The organism is Salmonella sp. FC25216, from assembly GCF_057751355.1.
In genome coordinates, this window is record NZ_JBDGON010000009.1 from 123,244 (window position 1) to 149,363 (window position 26,120).

Consider the following 26,120-nt stretch of genomic DNA (forward strand, 5'->3'; position numbering starts at 1 on the left):
CCTACAGACCCGTCGTCAGGAAAAGATAAATGGAACAAGCGCATACCCGGCTCATCGCGCAACTGAATGAACGAATTTCAGCGGCGGATAATACGCCGCTATACATGAAATTCGCCCAGACGGTAAAGGATGCCGTTCGCAGCGGTATTCTTGAGCACGGTAATATTTTGCCTGGCGAACGCGATCTCAGCCAGCTTACCGGCGTTTCGCGTATCACGGTACGGAAAGCGATGCAGGCGCTGGAAGAAGAGGGGGTCGTCACGCGCGCCCGCGGCTACGGTACGCAAATCAATAATATCTTTGAGTATTCCCTGAAAGAGGCGCGGGGGTTTTCTCAGCAGGTTGTCTTGCGCGGTAAAAAACCGGATACGCTATGGGTTAACAAACGCGTGGTAAGTTGTCCGGATGAGGTCGCGCAGCATCTGGCGATCCCCACAGGCAGCGACGTCTTTTTACTCAAACGTATTCGTTATGTTGATGAGGACGCGGTATCGATTGAAGAGTCCTGGGTGCCCGCGCATCTGATTCATGATGTCGACGCGATTGGCATTTCTCTGTATGACTATTTTCGTCGCCAGCACATTTACCCTCAGCGTACCCGATCTCGCGTCAGCGCCCGGATGCCGGATGATGAGTTTCAGTCGCATATTCAAATGGATGGTAAAGTGCCGGTGCTGGTGATTAAGCAGGTGGCGTTCGATCAGCAGCAGCGGCCTATTGAATACAGCATCAGTTATTGTCGTAGCGACCTATACGTTTTTGTGTGCGAGGAGTAGCGCCTCGCGCGTGGGCGCGCAGTCGCCGCCGCGATGCCTGACCACCCAGCTTGCCACCGCATTTCCCAGCAGCACGGCATCCGCGAGCGACCAGCCTGACGCCAGTCCTGCCAGTACGCCGCCAGCATGGCTGTCGCCCGCGCCGATGGTATCCACCACGGTAGCCGGAAACGCTGGCACAAAGCCGGAAGATTGCGCGCTAAAATACCACGCTCCGTCTTTATCGTGGCGCACTACCAGCGGCGCGGAAAAGCGTTTTACCCATGCCTCGCCGAAAGGGCGTGTACCGGTCGCGAACCCGACGCGTTCCGCGGCGATGATTGCCTCCTGGCGATTGAGGGAGACGATGGGCCGGCAGGCCATAATGCGCGCCATTGTATCGTCTGTAATATCACCGATTCGTGGGCCAAAATCGATAAAAGGCGTTACATCGTCGACGGTTTCCAGCCACTGGATCAGTTGTTCGCCACAGGACGAGGCCAGTTGATAGCCGGACAGGTAGACAAGACTGCCCCGCGGTGTCCTGAGCTGCGACAGCCAGTCCGCATTCCACTGATTTTCCACGCCGCTAAAAGACATAAACGTGCGTTCGCCATCCGGTTCGACTAACGCCAGACACCAGCCGTTATCCCCTTCAACCGCGTCAATCACGCTGGATAATCCCTCTTTTGCCAGACGGCGGCGAATCCTCTCCGCCCACACGCCCTGGCCCAGTGGCAGCGCATTGCTGGCGTCAATCCCCAGTCGTTTCAACGCCACGGCAATATTCAGCGCACAGCCGCCGACATTGACGCTCTGTTGTTGCAGTTCAATATCGCCTCCGCGACGCGGCAATGTCCAGGCGTCGGCAATGATATCGATCACTGCCGCGCCGATAACGGTGAGCGGACGCCGGGTGTGCAGGGTAGGTAATAATGTCAGCAACCGTGCGCCGTTCATAATGCCTCCCGCCGTTGACGATAACTCGCCAGCGCAACGGCATAGCGCGCAAAATCCAGCTTATTAACCTCGTCCAGCGTTTGCTTTAACTGGGGGTTAATGGCGCTTACCCCGTGTAACGCGCCGCAAATGGCCGTCGCCATCGCGCCGATAGTGTCGGTGTCGCCGCCGAGGTTAGCGCATAGCACGGCACAGCGGTTAGGATCGGTATTCGCCAACTCCACCATGGCGATAGCGCAGGGAACCGATTCAATGGTGCTGGTTCCCGCGCCGATGATCTGATATAGCTGTTCGCTGGCTGATTCGACGCCGTCGGCGCGGCGGACAATTTTTAGCGCCAGTTCCAGACGTGCCGATAGCGAGGCGCTAAACGTGGTAATACGCGCTGTCTGCGCCTGATGGGCGACGGCGGGGAGCGAGTCGGCAATACTTTGCCACGTGTCGCCGTTAACCGCTCGCGAGACGGCCCAGGCGATGACCACGGCACCAGCCACCGCCAGATCGGATTTATGCGTCGGGCTGGAGGCTAACGCCACTTCTGCTATAAAGGCTGTCAGGTTGGTTGGCGGCAACAGGCAGCCCAACGGCGAAACGCGCATGGCCGCGCCGTTAGTCACGCCGTTGTTTTCCAGCGCCGCGATGGGTTTGCCGTCGCGAATCGCGTTCAGCGCAATTTTTGATGTCGGGCCGAGTACATTTTTATTGAACGCATCAAAGCGTTCCGCCCAGGCGAGGATGTTACGCCCAATAATCTCGGGATCAATGTTGCCTTCGCATTCGAGCAGCGCGTCGGCCAGGCAGATCGCCATTGCGGTATCGTCCGTAAACTCCGCGCGGTTAAAATAGCAGGCGGCATTATTCTCTTCTGGGCCGGGCAGAAAGTGGTCAATCCAGCCGAAATGCGCTTTGACGCGCGTTCTCGGCCACAGCTCGGAGGGCATTCCCATCGCATCCCCTAACGCTTGCCCGTAAAGAGCACCGAGAATACGTTCTGCTTTCATTTTACTTCCCCTTGTGTCAACGCAATATCGCGAGCGTCAATAGCAGTGATCTCTTTGTCCGATTCGCGAAAGAAAATCATAAACAGTAGCGCGATGATGGCAATCATTACTGCGCCAAACGTCCACATGCCCGCCCAGTTGAATGTCAGACCGTTAACCGGTTGCGGATAAGCAAACATTTTTTCCATCATCACACCGCCGAGACGATAACCCAGCAGGCTGCCGAATCCCTGACAGCAGAGGGTGATAAGCCCTTGCGCAGCGGTACGCATATGAACCGGCGTTTTTTTATCGACATAAATGTAGGCGGTGACATAGTAGAAATCGTAACTTACGCCGTGCAGCAAAATACCGAGGAACAGCAGGACGTAAGTGAAATATGTCTCCGCGCCGCCATAGACAAAAAAGCCGTAGCGGATCGCGGCGGTAACAAGACCAAGCAATAATACCTTTTTAATACCAAAGCGCTTGGTGAAAAAGGGCAGCGCCAGCATAAAGAAGATTTCAGAGAACTGGCCGAGCGTCATCCAGCCGGTGGCGTTTTTCATTCCCACCTCCGTCAGATAGCCGTTAGCGAAGATGTAGTAGAAGGCCAGCGGCATCGCAAACAGGAAGGAGCAGATGAAGAAAACGAGAAAGTTTTTATCGCGTAGCAGGACCAGCGCATCCAGCCCCAGCATCACTTTAATATCCATCTTGCCGGTGCTTTTTGGCGGCGTGTCTGGCAGACAGAACGCAAATACGCCCAGCAACGCTGAACTTGCGGCGGTGATTAGCAGTGGAATGTTGGTGGGGGAAATATCGTTATAGCCTAACATTTGCGGCAGGAATCCACAGGCGAGGCCGGAGGCTATCCACCCAATGGTACCCATAACGCGAATGCGTGGAAAATCGCGTTCAACGTCCGGTACGTTAGCGAAGGCAATGCTGTTTGTCAGCGCGATGGTCGGCATATAGGTTAATGAATAGGCCAGCAGCAGCGGAAAGAATCCGGCAAAGGTGGTTTGCTGCGCCGCGAAGTACATCAGTACGGCGCCCGCGAACATCAGTACCGCCAGCACTTTTTGCGCCGAGAAAAAACGATCGGTAACGGAGCCGACCAGAATCGGCGACAGGATCGCCGCAATGGCGGTACAGGCATAAGACCAGCCTATTTCACCGGCGGAAAACCCGCTTTTATTTAGCCATAGCCACAGGGGGACGAACCAGGCACCCCAGATAAACCACTCCACGAACATCATGAATGACAGTTTAAAAGTCGTTTTCATTTTTGAATCCTTCATGACAGGTAAGGTACGCCACGACAATACCATCTAATAATACCTTTTAAATACCATTGAGCATTAATTTTGACCGATCTAACACTTTTTCGTACGTGAATCGAGCCAGCAGATAGCGCCGAAAAAATGCGCTAAAGTTGGCAAAAATGATCGGTCAGTACCAGGCTTATTGCGACCCGCAATCTGCGGGGCAGGACTATTCACCTTCCGATACCCTATCGGAACTTACGGGAGCATAGCTATGACTGATATTGCGCAGTTGCTTGGCAAAGACGCCGACAGCCTTTTACAGCATCGTTGTATGACCATTCCTTCCGATCAGCTTTATCTTCCCGGCAAGGATTACGTTGACCGGGTGATGATTGACAATAATCGTCCACCTGCCGTTCTGCGTAATATGCAGACGCTCTATAATACTGGACGCCTGGCGGGAACAGGATACCTTTCGATACTGCCTGTCGATCAGGGGGTGGAGCACTCCGCCGGTGCCTCTTTTGCGGCCAACCCGCGCTACTTTGACCCAAAAAACATTGTTGAATTGGCTATTGAGGCCGGCTGTAACTGCGTGGCCTCTACCTACGGCGTACTGGCCTCGGTTTCACGGCGCTATGCGCACCGTATTCCGTTTTTGGTCAAATTGAATCACAACGAAACATTGAGCTATCCGACGGAGTATGATCAGACCCTGTACGCCAGCGTTGAGCAGGCGTTCAATATGGGCGCCGTGGCGGTAGGCGCGACGATCTATTTCGGTTCGGAACAGTCTCGTCGCCAGATTGAAGAGATCTCCGCTGCTTTTGAGCGTGCGCATGAGCTGGGCATGGTGACCGTATTGTGGGCTTACCTGCGTAATTCTTCCTTTAAAAAAGACGGCGTTGATTACCATGTATCCGCTGACCTGACGGGTCAGGCCAACCATCTGGCCGCCACGATTGGCGCGGATATTGTGAAACAGAAAATGGCCGAGAATAACGGCGGTTATAAAGCGGTAAACTTCGGCTATACCGATGACCGCGTGTACAGCAAACTGACCAGCGATAACCCGATTGATTTGGTACGTTATCAGTTGGCGAACTGCTATATGGGACGCGCCGGGCTTATCAACTCCGGCGGTGCGGACGGCGGCGACACTGATCTCGGCGACGCGGTTCGTACCGCTGTGATCAACAAACGAGCCGGGGGGATGGGGTTAATTCTGGGACGTAAAGCCTTTAAGAAATCGATGGCTGATGGCGTGAAGTTGATTAATGCCGTACAGGATGTCTATCTGGATAGCAAAGTCACCATCGCCTGAGTCCAACGAAGAAAAGCCGGATGTTAGCGCATCCGGCCAGCGGTAGGTATTATTAACGCAGCAACGGGCAGTCCGGCGGTAGCCGACAGCGTAATGCGCCTGGCAGGACCTCAATATGAAATTCTTGTCCGCTGAGTGGTTCGCCATCCAGATTAAACGTGATTTCATGCGGCGCATGAATATCAAACCACGCCGAGGTACCGTCAATAATATTCGGATTGTCATCTGACTGCGTGAGTGTGGAAAATAGCGTCGGCAGCAGCTCTTCGCCGGTAAAAATCCGTAGCTGTAACAGCCCGTCGTTAATCAGCGCGGTGGGACATAATTGCTGCCCGCCGCCGGCCTGACGACCGTTGCCGATGCCGATCACCAGCGCATCTCCCTGCCAGTGAAAGTTTTCGCCACGTATTTCGCAGCGGTCAGGTTTCAGCGTATCCATTCTCATCAGACCGTGGATAAGATAGGAGACGCCGCCCAACGCGGCCTTGAGTTTTTCTGGCGTTTCGGTGGTGATGCGGGTGCCAAAACCGCCCGTCGCCATATTGATAAAACAGGTTTTATCATTGACCCGGGCCATATCAATTTCCATCGCGTTTCCGGCAATCGCCAGTTTCAGCGCTTTGTCCAGCGCTTCAGGAATACCGGCGCTGGTGGCAAAATCGTTGGCGGTGCCGAGCGGCAAAAGGCCCAGTGCGGGGACTACGCCGTCGCGGATCTGGATGAGCGCGGTAGATACTTCATTAATGGTGCCGTCGCCGCCGCCAGCAATTACCGTTTCAACGCCCAGCCTACGGGCTTCATCAACGTAACGCTGCGCGTCGCCTTTTTCCCAGGTTACCCGAACGTGAATCTGTATGCCTTCGTCGCGAAGTAGAGTAATGGCCTCACGTAGCGGCTGATTATCAGCGCTTTTGCCATTGAGGATCAGTAAGCTGGCGGGAAAGTTAGCCATCCGTTATGCCTTAATATGTTGAACAACAACCTCCAGAAAGTGTATAGCAGAAATGAGAAAGCGAGGTCAGAACAGGATGAAAATTGAAATGTTGCGCACTTATTGCTTTACCGTTTTTCTGCCTGGTATACGCAGCGGTAAGCGAAGCATGGTTTAAGGCAAATGGCGACAAGAGAGATGCCGTTATGCGCATTGAGTATCGCTTGTGGTAGTGCAAGAAAACCACAAGGGGCAGTCAGACGCTTTCCGATATAGCGCCTTTGATAACGAAACGGAGGATTAACAAGACGACCATACGTCCGTTATCAGTATTAATATTCAAACACCACAATATCAGATAATAACCTGATATTTATTACCAAAAATACTTTTTAATAGCATAAAATCGAAATATTACTTAGACTGCTTTGGCAGAACCAGGACACACTATTAGACGCTCACTATGCTATCCATAAAACAAAGCGTATATAGATGATGGCTTAGAGAGGTATCTTATTGTCGTACTTTTACCCAAAAAGGGGCTGTGAGCTTCACTTTTCTGACAAATACAATAAGTGAAATCATACTGACATGTAGTGTTTTCTACTTAGAGAGAGAATGAAAGGGGAATTATATGAATGTTAATCCAGCGGTGAATGCGCAAACGCCATTGTTCCCTCCTTCTGAACGGCGTAATGAAGAAAAACCAGTAGCTGAAATCGTTGAATTTCACGCGTACGGCAATAAACCCAGATGTTTAATGTGCCTGGGAACCTCGGCATTGTTTACAGGTATTTTCAGTGGGGTATGCTCAGGGGCTGTCGCCAGTGTCAGTAGCGGTGCTACATATACTACCGCCCTGACGGTTTTAGGCGCATCGTTTGGCATGGGGTGTATTGGTCTAATGGGAATATGCTCCGGACTATACCTTAGCGAAAATGCCGTTAGAACCCGACCGGCCGGGCCATAAATGTGTAAACACAGCAAGTCATAGAGAAAGGATGAATTCAGGAGATGATTCGATGGTTTTAAGTGCTCAGGTCAGAGCCTTATGACTTATATGGAAATTTTTAGAGTATGAGGTTGTTATGTATTCAAGAGCCGATCACTTATTAAGAAAATTTTCACTAAAATTAAATGTAGATTCAATTGTCTTTGACGAAAACAGGTTATGCTCATTTCTTATAGATAACTGTTACCGTATCTTACTGTCAAGTACTAATAGCGAGTATATAATGATATACGGTTTTTGCGGAAGGCTTCCGGATAATAATAATCTTGCTTTTGAGTTTCTCAATGCTAATTTGTGGTTCGCAGAGAATAATGGACCACATTTGTGTTATGAGAATAACTCACAATCATTATTACTGGCTCTCAATCTTTCACTCAATGAAAGTACTGTAGATAAACTTGAGTGTGAAATTGAGGTGGTCATTAAGTCAATGGAAAATTTGTATCACATTTTACAGGATAAAGGAATAATTCTGGATACCGATTATACGTGACGGTGGGAAGGGGGTTTGGTGATCTAGTGGTAATAGAGGATAATCAAACCCAGCAAAACTTACATGGCCTGATGAAGGTGGACTGAGCGTAGGTGTGATGGTTTGAGTATTACTTTGACATGAAATCAAACCTCTAATCCGGGAAAACATTATTTTAATCCTTGTAAAAGCGGCATTAAAACGTGCCATAACTTTACACGCTTAAATTATCAGTTTTTAACCTTAATTTAACAACCTGGAAACTTTTTGTGTAAGTTCTCACAAAGCAGTTCTTGATTTAATTCACTGATTTTAAACGTTAACGTCACAATGCTAAGTCCTGAGTCTGACCGGATACGGGGAGGGTTATGACTTGCGGGTCGGCAATGAATAGGGAGGTCACGCTAAACTAAGTGCCCATTTGCGCTTTTGTTAATGTGGTCAATATTTAGATGTGGTGGGAAGTGCCGCTTTTTTTATGGATTACACGAAAAAAATAAGCCTGCGTAAGGGAGATTACGCAGGCCAAGGAGGTGGTTCCTGGTACAGCTAGCATTTATGGGTTATGTTTTTCAGCGCGTTGAATAATACCCGTATTGAGCGAAGCGGTATGTGATCAATTTCTAAGAATCTTCCCGCCATGAAAAAATAACCGCAATTAACTACTTAGCATGGGGGGTACGCGTTGATTCGCCTGAGAAATTACGCATCAATAGTGCGTAATCCACCCTGACATCCTGCGGGACAGGCATCCAGACGGTATAGCCGTCGCCAGGCGCCACCGGCATAGCGTCGCCTTTGGCATTCTCCATCTGTTCCAGGGTGAAATTGATATTTCCCTGTGGCGTCATCAGCTCCAGACTATCGCCGACGGAGAATTTATTCTTCACCGCCACGGCCGCCAGTTGGCCTTTACGCTCGCCGGTGAACTCGCCGACAAATTGCTGGCGTTCGGAAACGGAGTACCCGTACTCGTAGTTCTGGTAATCGTCGTGCGTATGGCGACGCAGGAAACCTTCGGTATAGCCGCGATGGGCCAGACCTTCCAGCGTTTCCAGCAGCGTGGGGTCGAAGGGTTTACCTGCGGCGGCATCGTCGATGGCCTTACGGTAGACCTGCGCGGTACGGGCGCAGTAATAAAAGGATTTGGTGCGGCCTTCGATTTTCAGCGAGTGGACGCCCATTTTCGTCAGGCGCTCCACGTGGGCGACAGCGCGCAAATCTTTTGAGTTCATGATATAGGTGCCATGCTCGTCTTCGAACGCGGTCATGTATTCGCCCGGTCTTTGGGCTTCTTCTATCATAAACACTTTATCCGTCGGCGCGCCGATACCGAGCGTCGGCTCAACGTTCTGTACCGGAATCGGTTCGTGCTTATGCACGATGTTGCCGACAACGTCTTCTTTTCCTTCCTGCACGTTATATTCCCAACGGCAGGCATTGGTGCAGGTGCCCTGGTTCGGATCGCGTTTGTTGATGTAGCCGGAAAGCAGGCAGCGACCGGAGTAGGCCATGCATAGCGCGCCGTGGACGAAAATTTCTATTTCCATATCCGGCACCTGTTGGCGAATTTCCTCAATCTCTTCCAGCGACAGCTCGCGGGAGAGAATCACACGGGTCAGCCCCATCTGCTGCCAGAATTTTACCGTCGCCCAGTTTACGGCGTTAGCCTGTACCGACAGATGAATCGGCATTGCCGGGAAGTGCTCGCGTACCAGCATAATCAACCCGGGATCGGACATGATCAGCGCATCCGGGCCCATCTCGACGACGGGTTTCAGGTCACGGATAAAGGTTTTGAGCTTGGCGTTATGCGGGGCGATGTTCACCACCACGTAGAATTTTTTTCCGAGCGCGTGGGCTTCGTTGATGCCAAGCTGCAAATTTTCGTGATTGAATTCGTTATTACGCACGCGTAAAGAGTAGCGCGGTTGGCCCGCATAGACGGCATCGGCGCCGTAAGCGAAAGCGTAACGCATGTTTTTCAGCGTTCCCGCCGGCGAAAGGAGTTCTGGTTTAAACATCATTTTCTCGTTCTGATGACAGGTCAGATCCGCCTCACCTGATGAGGCGGCTGGAGGAGAGTCCTCACTTTAAGGGCGGGCATTGTAGCGCTGTGGCGCGGGGAGGTAAAGGATAACGCCGGATGGTGGGCGTGATAAGCGAAACGCCATCAGATAATCCTGCACGCGTCTGCTTCCCAGCGATATCCCACCCCGTAGACCGCACGTATAAATGACTGTTCGGCATCCAGCGATTCCAGTTTGCGGCGCAGGTTTTTAATGTGGCTGTCGATAGTGCGATCGGTCACCACACGGTAGTCGTCGTAGAGGTGATTTAACAACTGCTCGCGGGAAAAAACTTTACCCGGTTCAAGCGATAAGGTTTTTAGCAGACGGAATTCAGCGGGGGTTAAATCCAGCGCTTTACCACACCAGGAGGCCTGAAAGCGGCTTTCATCAATCATTAACGGGCTTTCGGCATCCTGCTGCTGGAGTTCGCGCTGCGGTTTACAGCGGCGCAAAATCGTTTTTACGCGGGCCACGACTTCGCGCGGGCTATAAGGCTTACAGATATAATCATCGGCGCCGATTTCCAGCCCAAGCAGCCGATCGATCTCTTCGATTTTGGCCGTGACCATCACAATGGGGATGTCGGAAAAACGGCGAATCTCCCGGCATAACGTCAGACCATCCGTACCCGGCAGCATCAGATCCAGCAGGATCAGATCCGGCGGCGTTTGACGCACATACGGCAGTACCTTGTCGCCGTGATTGATGAGCGTGGGGGCGTAACTCGCCGCGCGTAAGTAGTCGATAAGCAACTGTCCCAGCTTGGGTTCATCTTCAACAATCAAAATGCGCGGCGTGTTTTCATCAATGGGTAACTCAGTCATACTTCTCTCTGTAAATCGCGATCCAGCGGTAACTCTACTGTAATGCTAACCCCGCCAAAAGGCGAATGAGCGGCGTGAAGATGACCGTTATGCGCGTGTACAATATTGACGCATATCGCCAGCCCCAGTCCAGAACCGCCACTGGCGCGGTTACGGGAAACTTCTGTGCGGTAAAAACGTTCAAAAAGTTTTTGTAACTGTTCATCGCTGACGCCCGGTGCAGAATCGGCAAAGGTCAGGAGTAATGATTTGTCGCGTTGTTCGGCCGAAATATGCAGGCCGCCGCCGCTGTCGGTGTAGCGCAGACTGTTTTCCAGCAGATTATTAAACAGTTGCATCAGGCGATCCGGGTCGCCGAAGATGGTCATGCTATCTGGCAATGCGTAATGTAGCGTTAGCCCTCGGCTGGTAAAACGCTCTCTGAACGCGCCGCCAGCGACTTCCAACAGGGGAACAAGATCGACGGTAGTTTTTTGGTAAGCCAGCGCTCCCTCGTCAGACAACGAAAGCTGATGCAGATCGTCAACCAGTTTGGTAAGCGTACCGACTTCCGCCTGTAGCGAGGTAACGGATTCCGGCGTGAACTGGCGAACACCATCCTGAATGGCTTCCAGTTCGCCACGCAATACCGCCAGCGGCGTGCGCAGTTCGTGGGAAATATCCGCCATAAAGTCGCGGCGCATCTGTTGGTTTTTTTCCAGCGTGCTGGCAAGCTGGTTAAAGTCCTGCGCCAGTTTTCCCAGCTCATCGGCGCTGGTTGGGGTCACGCGAGTGGTAAAATCTCCCGCCGCCAGTCTGTGCGTACCCTCGACCAACCGTTTGACCGGAGCGAGCAGGCCGCGCGCCAGCAAAAACGTCGCCAGCGCGGCCAGCAACGTTGATAACGCCACGATCATCCAACTGGCGCGCCGCTGCTGCTTATCAAAATTAATATCCGTATTGCGCGTCAGCCGCTCGACAGGAGAGGCGATAACCGCGCCGACTTCGGCGCCATTGACCAGAATGGGCCGGCGAGTACCGTCATGCGGCACCGGACCGCGTGGGCCTACCAGCACACGGCCATTTTGATCGACGACCCAGAACTGGGTGCGCCAACCGTGCGGCGGCATACCGGGGCCGGGTTTATCCCGGTCGTTGTCATGCTCAAATGAACGCAGAATCTGGAAAACGAAGCGATCGTTGTTGCGTAAAAAACGCCAGTTGCCGTGTTGCTGGTACTGGTCGCCCAGCGCATCGCCCAGCATTTGTAGCCGCTGCTCGTTACCGTGTTTGATATAGTCAATAAATCCGCGTTCAAAACTGACGCGTACGGCCCAATGCATACTGATCAGCAGCACGATGCAGGTGGCGAAAATCGCCAGAAACAGCTTGCCGGTGATTCCGGGCCGCCAGACTTTCATTACAGGCTCCTTTTACGCCGTGAAATGACCATGTTTTGCTGTGTATCGTTCGGTACGCGGGCAAAAATTATCGCCGGTAGCGCGATAATAACCGCCATACATAGCCAGGTGTACATAAAGACGTGATGTGTGGCGCTACTGTCTATACCAATATGCTGTTGACCAAACATACCCAGCAGCATTCCGGCAATAGTGACGCCGATACTCATCGAGAGCTGCATAATCATCGATAATAAGCTATTGCCGCTGCTGGCCAGCGTATCGGGAAGGTCTTTTAGCGTTAGGGTATTCATGGAAGAAAAACGCGCCGAGTTCACCATTCCCTGCAAAAGCAGTACCAGCGGCAGGAGATAATACCAGCCGAGCAGCGCGACCGACATAAACAACAGGCTAACCAATGCCAGTCCGAGCGTGGTCGCCACCAGAACCCGACGATAGCCAAAACGGTTAACTATCTGCACCACAATCCGCTTCATTCCCATGCTGCCCAGCACCATGGGGATCATCATCAAGCCGGCATGAAACGGTGAAAAACCGAGACCAATCTGCAAAAAGACCGGCGTAATAAACGGCAGCATACCGCTGCCGATACGCCCGGCAAAACTGCCCAGCAACCCCAGTGAAAACGTGGGCGTACGGAACAATCGCAGGCTGAATAACGCGCCTGAGTTTTTTTTGGCATGAAGGAGATAGAGCAGAATTGCTGCCGCGCCGCCCGCAGCAAGTCCGGCTAATGTCCAGGACGTGATCCCCATGTTTTTACTACCGTCCAGCGCCAGCGTCAGTACCGCCATGCCGATGGCTAGCAGCAGGAACCCCGGCAGGTCAAAGCGCCGGGTTTCTATGGTGTAGTTCGGCATCAGCATAAAGGTCGCGATAGCGCCGACAATTCCTACCGGGATATTGATCAGAAAGATCCAGTGCCATGAAGCATATTCCACCAGCACCCCGCCCAGCGCGGGGCCGAGTAACGGCCCTACCTGGCCTGGCAGGGTGACGAAGGTCATCGCCGCCATATATTGCGCACGCGGCACGATTTTCATGACCGTCAGGCGTCCGACCGGCACCATCATCGCGCCGCCTACGCCTTGTAAAACCCGCGCTAATACCAGTTGATTAAGCGTGCCGGAGAGGGCGCAAAACAGCGAACCCAGAGTGAACAGCACGATAGCGGCAAAGAAAATATTACGCACGCCGATTTTATCTGCCAGCCAGCCGCTGGCGGGGAGCATCACGGCGACGGTGAGAACATATGACACCACTACCATGTGCATATGCAGCGGGCTTTCCCCCAGGCTTTTCGCCATGGAGGGCAGCGCAGTGTTGACGATGGTGGTATCCAGCGACTGCATAAAAAAGCCGAATGCCACAATCCAGAGTTGCCAGCGGGTGTTGTCAGGAAGTTCTGTCATATCTCTACTACCGGTTTGCTATTTTTACGCGAAAAACGCAGCCGCAGACGATCGAAAAAGAGGTACACCACTGGCGTGGTATAGAGCGTCAGGAGCTGACTCATGACCAAACCGCCGACAATGGTTATCCCCAGCGGCTGCCGTAATTCCGAACCGTCTCCGCCAGATAACACCAATGGCAGTGCGCCGAACAGCGCCGCCAGCGTGGTCATCATTATTGGACGGAAGCGTAACAAGCAGGCCTGGAAAATGGCTTGTTCTGGCGTCAGGCCGCCGCGTCGTTGCGCTTCAAGCGCAAAATCGACCATCATAATGGCGTTTTTCTTCACAATGCCAATTAATAGCATGATCCCTATCAGGGCGATTAGGCTGAAAGGGGCATTGAAGAGTTCCAGCGCCAGAAGCGCCCCAACGCCCGCCGATGGCAGAGTAGAGAGAATGGTCAGCGGATGGACGTAGCTTTCGTACAGTATCCCCAGCACAATGTAGACGGTAGCGATCGCCGCCACTATCAAAATAAGCTGTGAATTCATGGTCTGCTGGAAGACTTGCGCCGTTCCGGAAAAACTGCCGCGTACCGTCGGGGGGACGCCAAGCTGCGTCATGGTGCGATTAATGGCTTCCGTCGCCTGCGATAACGATGTGCCGGTCGGCAGGTTAAAGGCAATCGTGGACGCCGCGGAAAGCCCCTGATGGTTCACCGACAGCGGCGCATTGGCGGGCCGCCATTGGGCGAAATAAGAGAGGGGGATCGCTTTTCCGTCACGGTTGATAACAAACATTTTCTCCAGCGCGCTGATATCCTGGCTATAGCGCGGATCGACTTCCATCACCACTTTATACTGGTTCATCGGCTGATAAATGGTGGAAATTTGCCGCTGGCCGAAAGCATTATTTAACAGACTGTTTGCGGCCTGAACATCAATGCCCAGCCGTGACATGGTGTCGCGGTCGTAGATAAGGTTCATCTCCGCGCCGTTATCCTGCTGGTCGGAGTTAACGTCCGCCAGTTGCGACAGGGCCGAGAGCGCTTTGCGTATTTTCGGCTCCCATTCGCGCAGCGCCGTCAGGGAGTCAGACAGCAACGTATATTGATAACTGGCGTTAGCCTGACGCCCGCCGACGCGAATATCCTGTACCGCCATCAGAAACAGCCTGGCGCCGGGTTCTTTTGCCAGTTTGGCCCGCAGTCGGTCAATGATTTGCTGCGCCGTCTCTTTACGTTCGCCGCGCGGCTTCAGCGTAATAAACATCATGCCGCTATTCACCCGCGATCCGCCGGTAAAACCGGTGACATTATTCACCGCCGGATCGTCGCGAATAATTTTCATAAAATCCTGCAGCTTGCCGCGCATGGCCTGGAAAGAGATGCTCTGGTCAGCCTGAATACCGCCCATCAGCACGCCGGTGTCCTGCTCCGGAAAGAATGTTTTAGGAATGGCGATATAAAGCCAGATGTTCAGCGCAATGGTGCCAAGAAAAACCCCGCCGACCAGACGCGTATGGTTGAGCACCCATTTTAACGAGGTGCCGTAACCTTGTTGCAAGGCGACCAGCAGACGGCCAACGCCCCGTTTACGCGGCTGGGTGCGCGGTTTGCTTGATTTAAGCATCCAGCCGCACATCATCGGCGTCAGCGTGAGCGAGACCACCAGCGAAATGCCAATCGCCACCGAGAGGGTGACGGCGAATTCCCGTAATAACCGCCCCGGCAGGCCACCCATTAACAGCAGCGGCAGAAATACCGCCACCAGCGACAGACTCATGGAGATAACCGTAAACCCGACTTCCCGCGTACCCTGTAATGCCGCCTGCAAAGGTTTCATTCCCGCCTCCAGATGGCGGGCGATATTTTCCAGCACCACAATGGCATCATCAACGACAAATCCGGTCGCGATAGTCAGCGCCATCAGCGACAGATTGTTGAGGCTGAAGCCGCACAGATACATGGCGGCGAAGGTGCCGATGAGCGAAACGGGAACGGCGACGGCGGGGATTAGCGTGGCGCGCCCGGAACGCAGGAATAAAAACACCACCAGGATCACCAGCGCGACAGAGATAGCCAGCGTTTCTTCTACCTCTTGCAGCGACGCGCGAATCGTCGGCGAACGATCCTGGGCGATTTGTAAATCGATAGCGGCGGGGATCATTGCCCGCAGTTCCGGCAGTTTTGCCCGGATGCCGTCTACCGTCTGAATAATGTTGGCCTCCGGCAGCTTGCGAATCATCAATAAAATAGCGGGCTTAGCGTTCGTCATCCCGGCGTTACGGACATCCTGTACCGAGTCGGTGACGCTAGCGACATCGCCCAGGCGTACCGCCGCGCCGTTGTTATAGTGAATAATCAGCGGCTGGTATTCGGCGGCGGTTTTCAGTTCGTCGTTGGTCTGTATTTGCCAGCGGTGGACGCTATCTTCAATTGCGCCTTGCGGTCGGCGTACGTTGGCGCTGTTGATCGCTTCGCGGACCTCATCCAGCGAGACGCCCTGGTTAAAGAGCGCCTGCGGGTTTAAGCCTACGCGTACCGCAGGCAGGGAGCTGCCGCCGACGTCAACATCGCCGACGCCGTCAATTTGCGCGATGGTTTGCGCCAGTTGGGTAGAGGCGAAATCATACAGTTCGCCCTGTGACCAGCTCTCCGAGGTGAGCGTTAAAATCATAATTGGCGCGTCGGACGGGTTGGCCTTGCGATAAGTCGGGCGGCTGGGCATTCCACCTGGCAACACGCTTTGCGCGGCGTTGATGGCGGCCTGCACGTCGCGCGCCGCGCCGTTAATATCACGGTCAAAATTAAATTCGAGAATAATGCGCGTACTGCCGAGCGAGCTGCTGGAGGTCATTTCATTGACACCAGCAATGCGTCCCAAAGAACGCTCCAACGGTGTCGCCACCGACGAAGCCATGGTTTCCGGCGAGGCACCCGGCAGCGAGGCGCTAACCATAATCACCGGGAAATCGACCTGCGGCAGCGGGGCGACCGGCAGCAGTCGAAAACCCAGAATACCGCACAGCGTAATGGCGGCGGCAATCAAAATGGTGGCGACCGGGCGGTAGATGAAAAGGGCGAAAAAGCGCATCTACGCCTCCTCTTTATGACGCGGGAAGCGGCTTTTCACGTACAGCGACAGGCGGTCAAACAGGAGATAAATCACCGGTGTGGTAAACAGAGTTAATACTTGACTGACCAGTAAGCCGCCCACCATCGCGATCCCCAACGGGCGACGTAATTCCGCGCCAACGCCGGTACTCAACATTAATGGCAATGCCCCGAGCAGCGCCGCCAGCGTGGTCATCAGAATCGGTCGAAAACGCAGCAGACAAGCCTGGAAGATAGCGTCGCGCGGACTCATCCCCTGTTCTCGTTCGGCGGCGAGGGCGAAGTCAATCATCATGATGGCGTTTTTCTTCACGATGCCGATCAGCAAAATAATGCCGATAATGGCGATAATATCGAGCTCGCTACCAGCGATTATCAGCGCCAGCAGCGCGCCGACGCCCGCCGTAGGCAGCGTTGAGAGAATCGTGATCGGATGGATAAAACTCTCATACAGCACGCCGAGCACGATATACATCGCCACCACGGCGGCGACAATAAGCCAGACGGTGCTGCCCAGCGCCGCCTGGAAGGCGAGCGTACTGCCCTGAAACTGCGTTGTAATATCCGCTGGCAGGGCGAGCGTTTTTTCCGTATCGAGAATCGCCTGCACCGCATCGCCGAGCGAATAGCCCTCCGGCACGTTAAACGAAAATGTCGTGACCGGGAACTGATCTAAATGATTGAGGGAGAGCGGGGCGAAGCGCTGCTCAATGCTGGCAATCGCGCTGAGCGGTACGGTGCCGCCGTCGCGACTCGTCAGGCGAATCGTCTCCAGCGCCGCCAGTCCCGGCGTGCTGGCGGTATTATGTTCCAGCACGACGCGGTACTGGTTCGCCTGGGTATAAATCGTTGAAATCAGGCGTTGTCCGAACGCGTTGTAGAGCGCGTTATCCACATCCGCCATGCTGATACCCAGACGGCTGGCGCTGTCGCGGTCGACATTCACCCAGGCCGCTAATCCCCGATCTTGCCAGTCACTGCTTACCTCAGAGAGCTGTGGCGACGACTGTAACGCGTTCAGCAGTTTTGGCACCCAGTAGCTGAGCGCATCGAGCGTAGTGGCCTGCAGGGTAAACTGATACTGGGTGCGGCTGACCTGCGTGTCGATGGTTAAATCCTGCGTCGGCTGGAGATACAGCGCCACGCCGGGAATCGTCGCCACGGCGGTTTGCAGCCGGGAAATTACCTGTTGTACGCGGTCATCACGCGCATCCAGCGGCTTGAGGTTAATTTGCAGGCGCGCGCTATTCAGCGTGGGATTAGCGCCGTCTACGCCAACAAAAGTAGTCAGGCTTTGCACCGCCGGGTCCTGTAATATCCGCTCGGCCACCTGGCGCTGACGTTGCGCCATACTGGCATACGATGACGATTGCGGCGCCTGCAGAGTCCCCTGGATAATGCCGTTATCCTGTACCGGAAAGAACCCTTTTGGGATGACTATCCACAGCATAACGCTGAGCAGGAGCGTAGCGGATGCCACGCTCAATGTGAGCCATGGATGGTTGAGCACTTTCGCTAATCCGCGTCCGTAGCTGGCGATCACGCGTTCAAACACCCGCTCGCAGGCGCGGGAAAAGCGATTTTGTTTACGCAGAGATTGCTGGCTGAGCATACGCGCGCACATCATGGGCGTTAGCGTCAAAGAGACGACGGCGGAGATCAAAATCGCTACCGCCAACGTCACTGCAAATTCGCGGAACAGTCGACCAACAATATCGCCCATAAAGAGCAACGGGATCAGTACCGCAATCAGTGAAAAGGTGAGGGAAATAATGGTAAAGCCGATTTCACCCGCGCCTTTGAGCGCCGCCGCCAGCGGTTTTTCTCCTTTTTCGATGTAGCGTGAGATGTTCTCGATCACCACGATCGCATCATCCACCACGAAACCCGTGGCGATAGTGAGCGCCATCAGCGTCAGGTTATTAATGGAAAAATCCAAAAATACCATCACCGCAAAGGTGCCGATAAGCGACAGCGGTACGGCGACGCCGGGAATAATTGTGGCAGGAATATTGCGTAAAAACAGATAGATAATCATGACGACCAACGCGATCGCCAGCATCAGTTCAAACTGGGTATCGCGCACGGAAGCGCGAATATTGGTGGTGCGATCGGACAGGACCGTGACCTTCACCGATTTTGGCAGGCTTTCGGTAAGCTGGGGCAGCATCTGGCGAATGCTGTCCGCTGTCGCAATGATATTGGCGCCGGGCTGGCGTTGAACATTCATCACGATAGCTGGCGCTTGATTCGCCCATGCGCCGAGCCAGCTATTTTCCGCCCCCTGTTCGACGGTAGCGACGTCGCCCAGTCGTACCGGCGCGCCGTTTTGATACGCGATGATAAGCCTGCGGTATTCGTCGGCAGACTGCATCTGATCGTTAGCAGAAAGCGTCACCGCCCGTTCGGGGCCATCCAGACTGCCTTTCGCCGAGTTGACGTTGGCACCGGTAATTGCGGTACGGATAGTTTCGCTGGTCAGACCGAGCGCGGCGATAGCCTGAGCATTCAGTTTTACGCGTACCGCAGGGCGCTGCCCGCCGGCAAGCGTCACCAGCCCGACGCCGGAGACCTGCGAGATCTTCTGCGCCACGCGGGTTTCTACCATGTCCTCTACCTGTGTCATCGGCATCGCGTTTGAGGTGACGGCAAGCGTCATAATCGGCGGGTCCGCCGGATTGACTTTGCTGTAAATCGGCGGATTCGGCAGGTCGGAAGGCAATAAATTGGTGGCTGCGTTAATCGCCGCCTGTACTTCCTGCTCGGCAACGTCCAGCGGCAGCGTCAACTGAAACTGTAGCGTCACCACCGATGCACCGCCGGAGCTTTGCGACGACATCTGCTTAAGTCCTGACATCTGGCCGAACTGGCGCTCAAGCGGCGCGGTAACGGCGGAGGTCATCACATCCGGACTGGCACCAGGGTAGAGCGTAACAACCTGAATAGTGGGGTAGTCGACCTCCGGCAAAGCGGCGACGGGCAGGAAGCGATAGCCGATAATCCCGGCGAGTAAAATCGCCGCCATCAGCAGCGTGGTGGCGACGGGGCGCAGAATAAACAGGCGCGACGGGCCGCCCGTACTGCCCGGAGGTAATACCTGCATCAGGCGCGCGCTCCTTTTTGCCCCTCATGGCGGGAAGGTGATTTTTCATCCGCCATGGTGGTTTGCGGCTCAACAACCTCGACTTTTGCACCTTCCGTCAGCCGATCAATACCATCGGTAACGACGCGATCGCCTGCCGACAATCCTGCGCTGATTACCACGTTTCGGTTATCCTGAGTACCGACTTTTACCCGCTTCTTGCTGACGTTATTTTCGTTGTTCAGCACCCACACAAAGTGGCCCTCATTGCCCATCTGCACCGCCGCGGCAGGCACCACAACGGCATTTTGTTCGGTATCGACCAGCATCCGGGCGTTCACAAATTGATTAGGGAACAGCGTATCGTCCTGATTCGTAAAGCGCGCTTTAATTTTGATCGTTCCCGTCGTGGGATCAATCTGGTTGTCCAGACTGAGCAATACGCCTTCGCTCAATTTGTGCGAGTTAGTCCGATCCCAGGCTTCTACGGTCAGAGTTTTCCCCGCTTTTTGCGCCTGAACCACGGTCGCGATATCGCTTTCCGGCAGAGTAAAAATGAGATCAATCGGGTGCGTTTGCGTAATGACGACAATACCCGCGGTATCGCTGCTGGAAATCTGGTTGCCGACATCCACCTGTTTCAGACCCACGCGCCCCGAGACCGGGGCAGTGATACGACTCCAGTCGAGCTGTAACTGTGCGCTGGCGACATTGGCTTCATCCGCTTTAATTGTCCCCTGGGTTTCGTTGACCAGCGCCTGTTGCGCATCCAGTTCCTGGCGGGAAACCAGATTGGTTTTTGCCAGTTGCTGATAGCGCGCCAGATCCCGACGCGCATTTGCCAGCGTAGCGTTATCTTTCGCCAACTGTCCCTGCGCCTGCGCCAGGGCGACCTTAAACTGGCTGGGATCGATTTGCGCCAGCAGATCGCCTGCGTTGACCTGCTGACCTTCCTGAAAGTGCAGGGCGATGAGTTGACCGTCCACGCGGCTACGCACCGTAACGGTATTCGCGGCGGTCACGGTACCCAGCCCGCTCAGATAGCGCGGTACGGCCTGCGTGGTCGCGGTCGCGGCCTGTACCGGCGCCAGAGGGCCGTCGCGCATACCGCGGCGACCTGCGGCGGCGGTATGCGGCGCTTGCGCGGCGATGCCCGGCGCGGCGGTCGGGCTTTCGCTACGGCTATGCCAGAACCAGAACGCGGCGGCGGCCACTACAACCCCAATCGCTATTGCCCAGCGGAAAGTATTACTGCCTTTCATCGTGATAAGTTTCTCATCCTGAAACGTTTTGCGGAATGTTGCTCCCTCTATTGTAGTCAGCAGGGAAGGGAGAAAAATGGAGGAATTATGGAACACGGCCGGGATTATTCTGAATGGCGGCCCGCTTTGCGAGGCGCTACGCAACTCTCATCGGTGAAAATCGTTAACGCGCCGGAGTGCGGTAAAGTGGCGGCACGGCAAGGAAGGTAAGCCACCGATTTCAGCAGGACGCTGAAACAGGAAAGCCCCTCCCGAGGAAGGGGCCAAAATAAGGAAAGGGTTATGATGAAGTTAGTCATCATACTGGTGATACTCTTAGTGATTAGCCTACCAGCTTACTAAGACACCAGGGGGAGGAGGAATCCTCTATTATGGTGGCTTCATCTATTTGATTTAAATATATAATTATTTTTAAGTGTCCATTTTATGCCATTAAAAAGATCAAAAAAGCCCACGGTTTTGACGCCGTGGGCTTTGCTTTTTGTGATAATGTTCATGTCCTGCAAAGGGTGCCTTACGACCGCTACCTTAAACAACCGAATGACCGGGGATTACTCCCCGGTCGCGGTTTCCTTACTGCTTACACTGTAAGAACGCCGCAAACTCCGCTCCCCAAAACTTCATACGCACTTCACATAACGATCCATGCAGCATGGAGAATGTGAGGATTATCACCACAAAAATTGTGATGACGAATAACGGTTTTTGCGACATAGCGCTTTACTCCTTATCGGAGAGGCGCTAACCTTCTACTTGTCTAGGGTAGATTGGCTAGAGCCTCGGTTAAACAGAAATGTTTTCCGGGGCTTTCGCTTTTCTGGCCTTCGGGTAATCCCTCCGACCGGAAAGTCGAAGGCACCCGCGACCATTCTACTGATTTCTTCCCGCCTCGCTACGTAAAGTTTCAAGTAATCCGGTCTGAACTCCACGAAAGTTAAAATTTTTCTGCTTTTGTCGCTGCTTTCGTGAGCGGTTTTTGTTTGCGCCTGAAAATAGTTTCACGGTGGAACTGTGTAACGCTGTGCCAAAACGATCTTTACCTGATCTTTTGTTTTTCTGTTTTATTTCATTGCCTTATGTTGTTCTGGTGCGCGGTACTTTGGCGGCGTTTAGATCCTGCAAAATGACGAAAGCAAAAAATAGTCTTGTTTTTCAGATGGTTAGTTTTTCTTTTAGCTCCTTTTTTAACGTTAATTTGGCAAAGTCTGGCAATCTTTGACACTCTGTGCCAAACCGCTTTTTTGTAAAGCGCCAGTGCTGGCGCGGTCTGGGGTATCATTTTGCGCAAATTTATTTGGCAAAAAATTTTTATCGTGGAAAGCGCAAGCGCGGGGGGCTTGTGCCGCTGCCGTAATCTGCCCTCGTTGTGCCGTCAAATCTCCGCGTAGCGTTCGCGTATGCTTTCAGGCGTTACGAACGTGATTTAAGACGTGCGCGATGTTTTTTTATTTAAAGTCTGCTCAGAATGCGATACAGCGCGTTTAGTGGCGGGTTGGGTTAGGACGAGGAAGCCCGGTGCGTCGGGCTTTCGTCTGGTTCGATGAATTGTTTTTATTGATGTGCGAAGGATGATGCGAAAGGCTTATTTGTCTGTGTTTTGTTGGCACGGCTTTTGACGTGATGATCACTGCTTAATCACGGCGCTGTACTTCGCTTTCAGGTCGCCAGCCTTTGACGCCGTGGCGCTTATGCTGCCGCTGTTGGTAGGCTGTGAACTGCCGTTGTTGGTGTGCGTGTGCTGTGCGGTGAGCTGCGCCAGTTGCTGAACGGTGTCGCAAAGATCCAGCATGAGGTTAAGCGTGTTGATGGTGCTGCTGCCGAACCAGACCTGCGGGGCAATGATTTGTTGCATCTGGCCAGCGACGGATTTTTTAATCTGGCCAATCTTTTCTTCCAGCACCTGCGCTACGTTGTGCGTGGCGTTCTCCGCGCTGGTCTGCCACTGGTGGGTAACGTCGAGTTCGGCGCTGTCGGCGTGCTGTAGCAGTTTCTTCGTGGCGGCGACGGCGTAATCTCCGTCTGCTATGTGCTGGATATGACCGCTCATCAGCTTATGAGTGCCGAGTACCGTCATGGTGCTGTTGGCCTTTACGGTGACATTACGCGTGGTACTGGTGCGCGTCTCCGTGGTGTTCTCTATGGTGCGGTCGGTGGACTTCTCGCGAATAGCCTGATCGGTTTCCCGTTGCCAGCTACCGTCCGTGTGTACGCGCTGGAATACCTCCGCGCGTTGCTGCTGTAGCTGTTCGCCTGGCTTAATGTCCGGGAGGCTCTGACCGTGGGCGTGGGTGCCGGTGATGACGGGTTTATCCGGTCTGCCGTCAACGTGGGCCAGTGTAACCAGCGTTCCCGCTGGCGGGTACTGGAACAGGCCGGATTCACTACCGGCCATCGGTACGGGAACCGGTACGGCGTTATAAACCGGCGTGTCTTTCGCCGGGTTGCCGTTCTCGTCGAGCGGCTGCACGTTGACGGCGTAGCGCGGGCGAAATTCATCGTGCAAATCGCCCTGAGTGGTGTTTTCGGTCGGGGCAATGACGCGGCCCATGCGTGGGAGGTGGGTTTTGTTGCCCAGTTCGGGGTAGAGGGTTTCAACCTGGCGCTGCATGGGAGACTGACGGCCATCACTCCAGCTAATTATCATGCTGTCGCCCTGTAGCTGTACCTGGCTTATGCGGTGGCCGTTCATGACCACACCAGGGCGAATCATGGGGATAGTCTGCACAGTCCAGCCGTTGGCCCCGTGGTCGTCTTTGGTTATTTCGACCGGCAGTTGTACCGGGCGTTTTGCAAAGCGGCAATCGGCAAAACTGCCGACATAGACGATGCCGTCGACTGACGGATACCAGACGTAATCCGGGATATTGAATGCGCGGCCAATCAGGGTCATCAGTTGATAGCCGTTGCCGTTATGGGTCATATGAGGGATCGGCGTGGTGGTGTAGTCCGCGTCCGGTAGCTGCACGCGCAGCCCGGTGTTGTCTTCGATGTGTTTTGCGACCTGCTTTAGCGTCGGGTGCTGCATCGAGACGTTGAGCGGGTATTGCAGAATGGCGGCGGCTTCGCGCACCATCAGTTTACGCAGCCCCTTTCCGGTGCGGCTGTCGTTTTCCACGTAGCCTGAAAACCATCTGACCGGCTGATCGTTGTAGCCGATGGAAAGTTCTACTGACCTGCCACGCAGCGGGGTTTTGTCGTCGGTGTCGTTGATGGTGATAAAGCCCGTTCCCGCGCCATTGAGACGCAGCACAATATTTTCTTCCACGACGGGGTAAGGCTTGCCGTTAATTCTGAGATCACGAATTGGTTTCATTGCCTGCCGGGCCTATTTTTTTATTTAACCAGGAAGAAAACTCCCAGAACCAGCCGTGTTCTTCCGGCTTGCCGTCTTTGGTGCCTGCTTTGGCGGCCTGTGCGTGCTGTTCGGCACTCTGACTACCAGCCGGGCCGCGTCCGATGGCCTTTTCGGCGCTGCTGAGTTTTTCTTTCAGGGTAAAATCGACTTTCCAGGCCATCAGGCCTATTTCAGGGACTGCGCCCACTGCGCCGGAAAAGATCCCCTGCTGCATATTGACCGCTTTGGCGTCCATATTGCCGATACGGTAAACCTGCTGTGCGCCGCTGGCCGCTTTGGCTTCCGCCAGGCGAAATAACAGGGTCAGGGCTTCGGGTTGTTCAAAGGGGATAAGTCCTGATACCTGTAGTTCTTTGGCCTTCACCCCTTGTTCAGAACTGGCGGTGCTGGATGACTTGCCGGACGCGTCCTTGTCCCTGATATTCAGTTTCACACTGACGCTTAAACGCTTTAGCGGGATTATCTGACCGTTAAGGGCCAGTAATGGGGTTGTTGTGTTCTGGCTCATTTTCTACCTTCGTTATCCAGTTCTTCATACCGGAAAGATCGCCCACGAACATATGTGCATACGTCAGTGATGCGGTGGGGTGCGGAATATTTTTCATCATCTCCACGCGGGCTAAAACGGCGTCGCCGGTATGTACGAAAGCGAACACTTTCGCCAGCTTATCACCCATGCCCGCCAGTTCGTCAGTTATCTGCTGTTGCAACTGCTGGCGCTGCGCCTGAAAACCGGATAACGCGCCCTTCAGGTCGTTCAGGGAGGCCAGACCTTCCGCTTTTACGGCGTCAAGCGTGGCGCTGTTACTGACGGCGTTCTGTAGCGTACTGACGATAAGCTGTTGTGGTGCAGGAAGTCCGTTTTGCGGTGTGGCTGGGATCTGCATTCTGGTGATGGCCTGAGTGAGCTGCGTTCTGGCACGTCTTAACGTCTGCGTTAGTGTGGGTAATGGGAGTGCGTCTGCCAGCGCGGATAACTGACGAATAAAACCGTTATTATCGCTGCCTGTTATCATTACGATGGCAATGTCGTTGTTTCCGGTCAGACCTGAAAGTTTGCTGTTGAGGTGGGTTATTGCGTTGACCGGGCTTAAATACGCGCCGTCAGGCGTGACGTGTCCCGCTTCCTCGTCCCACGGGTGTACGGCCATCGCTGAACATGTTACGGGTTTAATATTTCCTGCCGGAAGTGCCAGTTTTGCCGGAAACCACATATCTACGCCTCTCTTGCCTGCTGGTCTTTGGAATAATTACCCCGGCCAAAAATGCGCACGGCCAGATACATCACAATCCGTTTCCACTTAGGCACGCCAAGCACTGCCATTCCGTCAAGGAATATTAAATCGGCCTCTTTCTTCGTGCGTAACGCATTATCGTAGAGGTAGTCGTGGATTATCGCCGCTTTGGCGTACTTACCGTCTGGCGGCATGACTGACCAGAATACGCGCGGAACGGTGGCGAGATCGGTAACGAATCCGGCTGGCACGCTGATTACGTCACTGTTGTCGTCGCTGAGGTAAAACTCAAAGGGTTCATGCACACGCCAAAGATAGTGATCGAGCATTTCAAGAATTGCGGGGGTTGTGAATTTACTCATTGCGTAAGCCTGCCTGTTGGCTACCGTTACGCTTATTTTACCTTCAAAATCTGTTCATATTCTATTCAAATCAATGCGCATTGTAGTAATAGTGCTTTCTGATTATTTATTGACCCATGAATTTAGCCCGTTTACGTAATAAACAATCTCTTTACAGGGCAGGGTTGCGCCATTTGCGCGGCATTACTGCATTCCCGTAAACGTCGGTTTAAAAGAAACCCTCAATCCGACAAAACGCGTCAGTATCGGTAACATAGGAACCGGTGCTTTTGACGGCAGCACACCGAGCATCAATATCGGCGACAGTGACAGCG

Annotated in this window: 21 protein-coding genes and 2 pseudogenes; 6 read left to right on the forward strand and 17 right to left on the reverse strand. The window is 53.8% G+C overall.

Annotated elements, in window-relative coordinates; genetic code table 11:
* Positions 1–29: 29 nt before the first annotated feature.
* A complete protein-coding gene (locus tag AC3G3F_RS18425; protein ID WP_053510421.1) occupies positions 30–776 on the forward strand; it encodes a GntR family transcriptional regulator in 747 nt (248 codons plus the stop codon).
* On the opposite strand, the gene AC3G3F_RS18430 is transcribed toward AC3G3F_RS18425, so the two are convergent.
* From AC3G3F_RS18430 to AC3G3F_RS18440, 3 genes are read right to left on the reverse strand one after another with little or no spacing between them, the layout of a single operon-like run.
* Positions 750–1,715: a PfkB family carbohydrate kinase gene (locus AC3G3F_RS18430; protein WP_053510420.1), complete on the reverse strand. Its 966-nt coding sequence runs from the start codon at positions 1,713–1,715 to the stop codon at positions 750–752. The two genes, AC3G3F_RS18425 and AC3G3F_RS18430, sit on opposite strands and share 27 nt — an antisense overlap.
* On the reverse strand, positions 1,712–2,716 hold the full coding sequence (locus tag AC3G3F_RS18435) for an ADP-ribosylglycohydrolase family protein (RefSeq protein ID WP_053528856.1): 1,005 nt from the start codon (positions 2,714–2,716) through the stop codon (positions 1,712–1,714). The genes AC3G3F_RS18430 and AC3G3F_RS18435 overlap by 4 nt, the downstream gene beginning before the upstream one ends.
* Entirely contained in the window at positions 2,713–3,984 is a 1,272-nt protein-coding gene (locus AC3G3F_RS18440; RefSeq protein WP_053528857.1) for a nucleoside permease, read from the reverse strand. The genes AC3G3F_RS18435 and AC3G3F_RS18440 overlap by 4 nt, the downstream gene beginning before the upstream one ends.
* Before the next feature lie 253 nt (positions 3,985–4,237).
* Between AC3G3F_RS18440 and fbaB the strand changes: the two genes are divergently transcribed.
* A complete protein-coding gene (gene fbaB, locus AC3G3F_RS18445) occupies positions 4,238–5,290 on the forward strand; it encodes a class I fructose-bisphosphate aldolase (RefSeq protein ID WP_000129590.1) in 1,053 nt (350 codons plus the stop codon).
* A gap of 52 nt (positions 5,291–5,342) precedes the next feature.
* Here the strand turns inward: fbaB and yegS are convergent, their stop codons facing one another.
* Complete coding sequence (gene yegS / locus AC3G3F_RS18450) at positions 5,343–6,242, reverse strand: lipid kinase YegS (RefSeq protein ID WP_053528858.1); 900 nt, start codon at positions 6,240–6,242, stop codon at positions 5,343–5,345.
* A 613-nt stretch (positions 6,243–6,855) separates the two neighbouring features.
* Between yegS and AC3G3F_RS18455 the strand changes: the two genes are divergently transcribed.
* Entirely contained in the window at positions 6,856–7,191 is a 336-nt protein-coding gene (locus AC3G3F_RS18455) for a hypothetical protein (RefSeq protein ID WP_053528859.1), read from the forward strand.
* Between the two features lie 118 nt (positions 7,192–7,309).
* Positions 7,310–7,726, forward strand: a complete 417-nt coding sequence (locus tag AC3G3F_RS18460; RefSeq protein ID WP_023248278.1) for a CesT family type III secretion system chaperone — start codon at positions 7,310–7,312, stop codon at positions 7,724–7,726.
* Positions 7,727–7,735: 9 nt separating this feature from the next.
* Here AC3G3F_RS18460 and AC3G3F_RS18465 read toward each other — a convergent pair.
* From AC3G3F_RS18465 to mdtA, 8 genes and pseudogenes are all read right to left on the reverse strand, one after another.
* Positions 7,736–7,915 (reverse strand): annotated as a pseudogene (locus AC3G3F_RS18465) (non-LEE encoded effector protein NleB); the annotation flags it as partial.
* Between the two features lie 452 nt (positions 7,916–8,367).
* Complete coding sequence (gene trhP / locus AC3G3F_RS18470; protein WP_488395510.1) at positions 8,368–9,729, reverse strand: prephenate-dependent tRNA uridine(34) hydroxylase TrhP; 1,362 nt, start codon at positions 9,727–9,729, stop codon at positions 8,368–8,370.
* Positions 9,730–9,878: 149 nt separating this feature from the next.
* Entirely contained in the window at positions 9,879–10,601 is a 723-nt protein-coding gene (baeR, locus tag AC3G3F_RS18475; protein ID WP_023248275.1) for an envelope stress response regulator BaeR, read from the reverse strand.
* Complete coding sequence (gene baeS / locus AC3G3F_RS18480) at positions 10,598–12,001, reverse strand: envelope stress sensor histidine kinase BaeS (protein WP_079813472.1); 1,404 nt, start codon at positions 11,999–12,001, stop codon at positions 10,598–10,600. Before baeS ends, baeR begins: the two co-directional genes overlap by 4 nt.
* Positions 12,001–13,413 (reverse strand): MFS transporter, encoded by a 1,413-nt coding sequence (gene mdtD / locus AC3G3F_RS18485; protein ID WP_023248273.1) that lies wholly within the window; start codon positions 13,411–13,413, stop codon positions 12,001–12,003. Before mdtD ends, baeS begins: the two co-directional genes overlap by 1 nt.
* Positions 13,410–16,490, reverse strand: coding sequence for a multidrug efflux RND transporter permease subunit MdtC (gene mdtC / locus AC3G3F_RS18490; protein ID WP_053510414.1), 3,081 nt, complete (start codon positions 16,488–16,490; stop codon positions 13,410–13,412). The genes mdtD and mdtC overlap by 4 nt, the downstream gene beginning before the upstream one ends.
* The gene (mdtB, locus tag AC3G3F_RS18495) at positions 16,491–19,613 is read right to left on the reverse strand and encodes a multidrug efflux RND transporter permease subunit MdtB (protein ID WP_053528862.1); all 3,123 of its coding nucleotides are present in this window, start codon (positions 19,611–19,613) and stop codon (positions 16,491–16,493) included.
* Entirely contained in the window at positions 19,613–20,854 is a 1,242-nt protein-coding gene (gene mdtA, locus AC3G3F_RS18500; protein ID WP_070801820.1) for a multidrug efflux RND transporter subunit MdtA, read from the reverse strand. Before mdtA ends, mdtB begins: the two co-directional genes overlap by 1 nt.
* A gap of 282 nt (positions 20,855–21,136) precedes the next feature.
* On the opposite strand from mdtA, the gene AC3G3F_RS18505 reads away from it, so the two are divergent.
* Complete coding sequence (locus AC3G3F_RS18505) at positions 21,137–21,196, forward strand: type I toxin-antitoxin system Ibs family toxin (protein WP_108418456.1); 60 nt, start codon at positions 21,137–21,139, stop codon at positions 21,194–21,196.
* Positions 21,197–21,427: 231 nt separating this feature from the next.
* Here the strand turns inward: AC3G3F_RS18505 and AC3G3F_RS18510 are convergent, their stop codons facing one another.
* From AC3G3F_RS18510 to AC3G3F_RS18530, 5 genes are all read right to left on the reverse strand, one after another.
* Complete coding sequence (locus tag AC3G3F_RS18510; protein WP_070800776.1) at positions 21,428–21,568, reverse strand: Hok/Gef family protein; 141 nt, start codon at positions 21,566–21,568, stop codon at positions 21,428–21,430.
* A gap of 910 nt (positions 21,569–22,478) precedes the next feature.
* Entirely contained in the window at positions 22,479–24,167 is a 1,689-nt protein-coding gene (locus AC3G3F_RS18515; protein WP_070802020.1) for a type VI secretion system Vgr family protein, read from the reverse strand.
* Positions 24,151–24,717, reverse strand: coding sequence for a baseplate complex protein (locus AC3G3F_RS18520; protein WP_116685040.1), 567 nt, complete (start codon positions 24,715–24,717; stop codon positions 24,151–24,153). Before AC3G3F_RS18520 ends, AC3G3F_RS18515 begins: the two co-directional genes overlap by 17 nt.
* Positions 24,680–25,423, reverse strand: a complete 744-nt coding sequence (locus tag AC3G3F_RS18525; RefSeq protein ID WP_488395504.1) for a hypothetical protein — start codon at positions 25,421–25,423, stop codon at positions 24,680–24,682. Before AC3G3F_RS18525 ends, AC3G3F_RS18520 begins: the two co-directional genes overlap by 38 nt.
* 2 nt (positions 25,424–25,425) lie before the next feature.
* Positions 25,426–25,806, reverse strand: coding sequence for a DUF1353 domain-containing protein (locus AC3G3F_RS18530; RefSeq protein ID WP_488395506.1), 381 nt, complete (start codon positions 25,804–25,806; stop codon positions 25,426–25,428).
* A 199-nt stretch (positions 25,807–26,005) separates the two neighbouring features.
* Between AC3G3F_RS18530 and AC3G3F_RS18535 the strand changes: the two are divergent.
* Positions 26,006–26,120: pseudogene (locus AC3G3F_RS18535) on the forward strand (gp53-like domain-containing protein); the annotation flags it as partial.